General features: G+C 41.6%; 3 protein-coding genes. 2 read left to right on the forward strand and 1 reads right to left on the reverse strand.

The window, feature by feature from the left end; translation table 11 throughout:
* Window positions 1-209: 209 nt before the first annotated feature.
* Window positions 210-2,111 carry an acyl-CoA dehydrogenase family protein gene (locus ABZA00_RS16315; RefSeq protein WP_372883211.1) on the forward strand — a complete coding sequence of 634 codons (1,902 nt, stop codon included), beginning with the start codon at window positions 210-212 and terminating at the stop codon, window positions 2,109-2,111.
* Between the two features lie 217 nt (window positions 2,112-2,328).
* Here the strand turns inward: ABZA00_RS16315 and ABZA00_RS16320 are convergent, their stop codons facing one another.
* Window positions 2,329-3,645 carry an HD-GYP domain-containing protein gene (locus ABZA00_RS16320; RefSeq protein WP_372883212.1) on the reverse strand — a complete coding sequence of 439 codons (1,317 nt, stop codon included), beginning with the start codon at window positions 3,643-3,645 and terminating at the stop codon, window positions 2,329-2,331.
* Window positions 3,646-4,662: 1,017 nt separating this feature from the next.
* On the opposite strand from ABZA00_RS16320, the gene ABZA00_RS16325 reads away from it, so the two are divergent.
* A complete protein-coding gene (locus ABZA00_RS16325) occupies window positions 4,663-4,785 on the forward strand; it encodes a hypothetical protein (protein ID WP_372883213.1) in 123 nt (40 codons plus the stop codon).
* Window positions 4,786-4,798: the final 13 nt, after the last annotated feature.

A 4,798-nucleotide genomic window follows, 5' to 3' on the forward strand; every position in this document is an offset into this window, starting at 1 on the left:
AGTAGAAAGAGCCAACAAACGCTGCCCGAAGGGTTCGGCTAAAAGCGTTTTACTCTTTGTTGCGAGGTATTTACTTAGAATGACTAAGCTACACACCTCGCGTCGCGATTAAAACGCTTTTATCTCGAACAAAAATTAACCAGGAAAGATCAACTGGCCGTAAAAACCTTTATTTTTTATACGGTTTTGACAGATAGAAGGAAATCAAAATGCGCCAAGATAAGAAAGCACCGGAAGAAGAATCCCTTATCGATACGTCTAAAATGAATGCAGGCAAAGCCTCTGCCATTCAAGCAGCTGAAGCTGCCCGGGAAGAGCAGGGGGATACGCAGGGGTTCGCCGGACAGCTTTTTATGGGCCGCTTTCAACCTTATCTGTTATTTCCTTTTCCGCAACAAAGTACTGAAGAAAAGAAGATAGGTGATGATCTAGTTAAGAAAGTTAGTCATTTTCTTAAACAAAATTTAGATCCTGAAATGGTTGATGCGACTCGGACTATCCCCGAAGAGGCGATTAAAGGCATGGTCGAGATGGGCCTTTTTGCCATGAAAGTACCGAAAGAATATAATGGCTTGGGGCTCTCACAAGTTAATTACAACCGGGTAATGGTAGCCATTTCATCCTATTGTGGCAGCACAGCGGTTTTGCTGAGTGCCCATCAATCTATCGGGGTGCCGCAACCGCTGAAAATGTTTGGTACTAAAGAGCAGAAAGAGAAATACCTGCCGTTATTCAGGCAGGGAAAAATATCGGCTTTCGCTCTTACCGAACCCGAAGTAGGTTCAGATCCTGCCAAAATGGAAACCACCGCAACCTTAACGCCGGATGGTAAACATTATCTTTTAAATGGTCTAAAACTCTGGTGTACCAATGGTTTGATTGCAGATGTTCTGGTTGTAATGGCGCAGACTGAAGCTAAAACGCTCTCCAATGGCCGCCAGGTAAAACAGATAACCGCTTTTATTGTTGAAAAAGAGATGCCCGGTATGGAAATAAAACACCGCTGCGATTTTATGGGCATCAGAGGCATTCAAAACGGTTTGATACAGTTTACTGATGTCAAAGTGCCGGTTGAAAATATTATTTTAGGTAAAGGACAAGGGCTAAAACTTGCTTTGGCGACACTGAATACCGGACGGTTAACCCTGCCGGCGGCGGCTACCGGGATGTCTAAATATTGCCTCGCTATCGTCAGGGAATGGGGTAATGAAAGGGTGCAGTGGGGCTTGCCAATAGGCAAACATGAAGCCGGCGCTAAAAAAATTGCATTTATTGCTGCAAGTACCTTTGCGATGGAGGCTGTTACCTATTTGACCTCCCATATGGCAGATGATCCCAAAGTGGATATTAGAATTGAAGCGGCAATGGCAAAATTATTCTGCTCTGAACTCGCCTGGAAAGTGATTGATGAAACCATGCAGTTCAGAGGGGGGCGGGGTTATGAAAAGGGATCGTCGTTAACGGCCAGAGGCGAAAAAGGATACCCTGTAGAAAGGATGATGAGAGATACCCGTATCAATAGGATCATCGAAGGCACAACGGATATTATGAAGCTGTTTTTAGCCAGGGAAGCGATGGATCCGCACCTGAAAACAACCGCAGAGATACTGAAAAAGAATCTTTCGGTGGGAACCAAACTGCGGGCAGGGGTTAAACTGGCCGCTTTCTACAGTAAATGGTACCCGACCCAATGGTTAAACAGTTCACTTTGGGATAGTCACGATGATTTAGGCAAGTTATCCAAACATTTCTCCTATGTGGAAAGTACATCTCATAAACTTGCGCGCACTATTTTTCATTATATGGGTCTTTATAAAGACAGGTTAGAACGTAAACAAAATATCCTCGGTGCGTTAATGGAAATTGGTACCGAACTTTTTGCGATGGCGACGACCTGCTCCTATGCAAAATTAAAAATGGATGAAACCCCTGATGATCAGACACCTAAATATTTAGCCGATATATTTTGTTTAAACGCCAGAAGAAAGATTGCCCGTTTATTTGATGATTTAACTGATAATGATGATAAAAAAGAGAATAAATTGGCCAAAAGTGTTTTAAAAGGTGATCTAACATGGCTTGAAGAGGGAATTATTCGAGCGGAAGATTGATTGTATAATCACACCTTGCCAAGGTGCAGATGCACCGTTAAGTCTGTTCGCTGAAAGCCTGTCCGGGAACAGGCTGCTCTGCTTCATGAAATGTTGATTGTGCCTGTGCCACATTCGCAGTTCTTTTTTGCTGTGTAGTGCTGCCGTTGAACTTAATAAACAATGCAAGCGTATTAAACCAGCTTTTCGTTGCAACGGGAGCAGTTATGCGCCTGACTCAAATGTTTGCTTCCTCTGTTTTCATGTTTTTTATTATGCTGCTCTGTTGGAAGGCTCTCAGATCAATACCAAAGCTGTGATTAGGATGTGAGGCTTTAATTTTATACACATTACCGTGGCGATCCAGATCGATTTTATACAAGTCTACAATGCGCTGCGGCTGGGCGTTTTTTTCCTCGTCAAGCAGCAGTAACACGCGTGGTTTTAATTTCATGTTGGGGTTGACGGATAAAACGATTCCGGCTTCGCCGTTACTCATCTCAACGATGCTGCCGGGCGGATAAATGCCCAACCATTGAATAAAGGCTTTAACCAACTCTTCATCAAAATGGCTGCCCGCAGCTTCATAGAGTATTTTTTGCGCCTGCAATGTGGTACGGACATGCTGATAAACACGTTCGCTGGTGATGGCGTCGTAGGCATCGGTGATAGCTACCAACTTTGCATAATAGGGGATCTGCGATCCGCTCAGGCCTTCAGGGTAACCGGAGCCATCTATCTTTTCATGGTGGTAATGGGTTGCATCGATAGCTTCGGACGGTACATTAGGCTGTTTTAGCAGGTAGTCTCGTCCAAAAACCGGGTGCTGCTTCATGACTTCGAACTCTTCCTGAGTAAAACTACCATCTTTATTAAGTACCTCTAAAGGTATATTTATTTTACCCACATCATGCAACAGGCCGCAAAGACCGATGATTTTCAGGGTTTGCTCTGAGTGTCCCAGATGACGGCCGAATGCGATGGAAAGAATGGCCACATTGAGGCAATGCTCCGATGTATAGAGATCACGATTTTTGATAACCGTAAACCACAACAGCGAGTCTTTATTATTAAAGATGCTTTCGACGCACTGGTTGATCACTTCTTTGGCTTGAGAAATATTAATATCTCGGCCCGTTTTAAAGCTATTGAGAATCTGATTGACCGTTTTTTTGGTGTTATGATAAGTCTTTCGCGCGTTCTCTAACTCCTCCTCAACAGAGTGTTTGTTCACATACACCTGATCTTCACGGTAGGTTGCAACCGGGGTTTGATATGAGCGCTTAATGGGTCTTGTAAACAGACTCTTTGCTGAGCTGTCTGTTTCGGCAATGTGCCTGTCGGGCTGATACGTATTGAGTCTGGACTTTTTTACATCGACGTATACAAACTCGCAATTATCTGAAATCAGCTGTATATCATCAGGTGAGGTTATTTCAAATCCCTGAATAGGGAAAGGAGTGTCGAGCCAGGGGCGGTCCAAATCGGAAATGTACATTCCTATCGTAAGCTGTTGCACGGGGACAAGCATGGTATGCATATTTCGTTCAAACATATTACAGCCTTAGATGTTAATAAAAAGTCGGGGTTAATGTTTTTCACAATTTAGCATGCACGATGTTGATTGGGAAAAGATTATATTTTGATTATTTATTGTAGTTTATCAAATATCAACAAATAAGATCATTATTTTAAGGTAGAGCACGCTGATAAAAATACCAAACTAAGTAACTATCTAACACTAATTTCTATCTGAATTGATTAGTGAACAAGCTCTTTTTGGGCGGTGTCATCGTTAATAAAGCGGTAGTAATCTGGTTAAGCTTATTGACGAATGATTTATTGTCCATAGCCTTCACCTTCAATAAGTTATCTGATTATCTATATACCCATGATACTTCAAGATGCAAAGTCAGCAAGGCAAAGTGTGCTGAGATGCCTGGCATAAAATTGAAGTCTAGTTATTGTACAGAGAGATTTTATAACAATGCAGATTAGTACAAGTTGCTTTGCCTGACAAAGCGTTTAGAAGTAACTGGGTATAAAACCCAGCCATTTCCGCGTATTTCTGCGTTAAATCATCTACCAATAGCCGGCTATTGCTACGATGATTCGCCTTGAACTACACGAAACTAACGACACTGTATAATATAAAACGTTAACATTATGATATTAAAAGCAATGACGCTTTCATTATCCAGAGTTGAGGTTATTTAAGATAATTTATTTGCTGAGCATCTTAATCATGAGTAAAAATATGATTCAGCAGTAACATAGAAATCGCTTACTCGAATTATTCACAAATTCTGGAACAGAAAAGCAATCTATTGACACCCTTTATAAATGGATATGGGCAGGCGGTTTCGCCCGCTCTAAATATGGTTGTAAAGCCATTGCCCCTAATATCAAGAAAGATTTACCGGTGCATTTATTAAACTGTCTAATATTTTGCCTTTTGTTCGTTTGTTGTCCGTTGTGATGACGTCGCATGTGCCATTTTCTAGCAGTTATACCAATTGGATTAATTAAATGATCTGTTTAGGCGTCAGGAAAAATAAATGAAAGCGAGGCATTGATTGCAGTAACTAGTTGTTCTAATTACACAAAATCGTATGGAACGATTTTGAACAGCTTTAGCTGGCCACAAAGTGGTGAAGAACAGGACGTTCTGAATCAAATCAATAACAAAGACTAAAACGTAGTTTTAT

It is taken from the genome of Psychromonas sp. (assembly GCF_041586535.1).
In the GTDB taxonomy this organism is placed as follows: Bacteria; Pseudomonadota; Gammaproteobacteria; order Enterobacterales; family Psychromonadaceae; genus Psychromonas.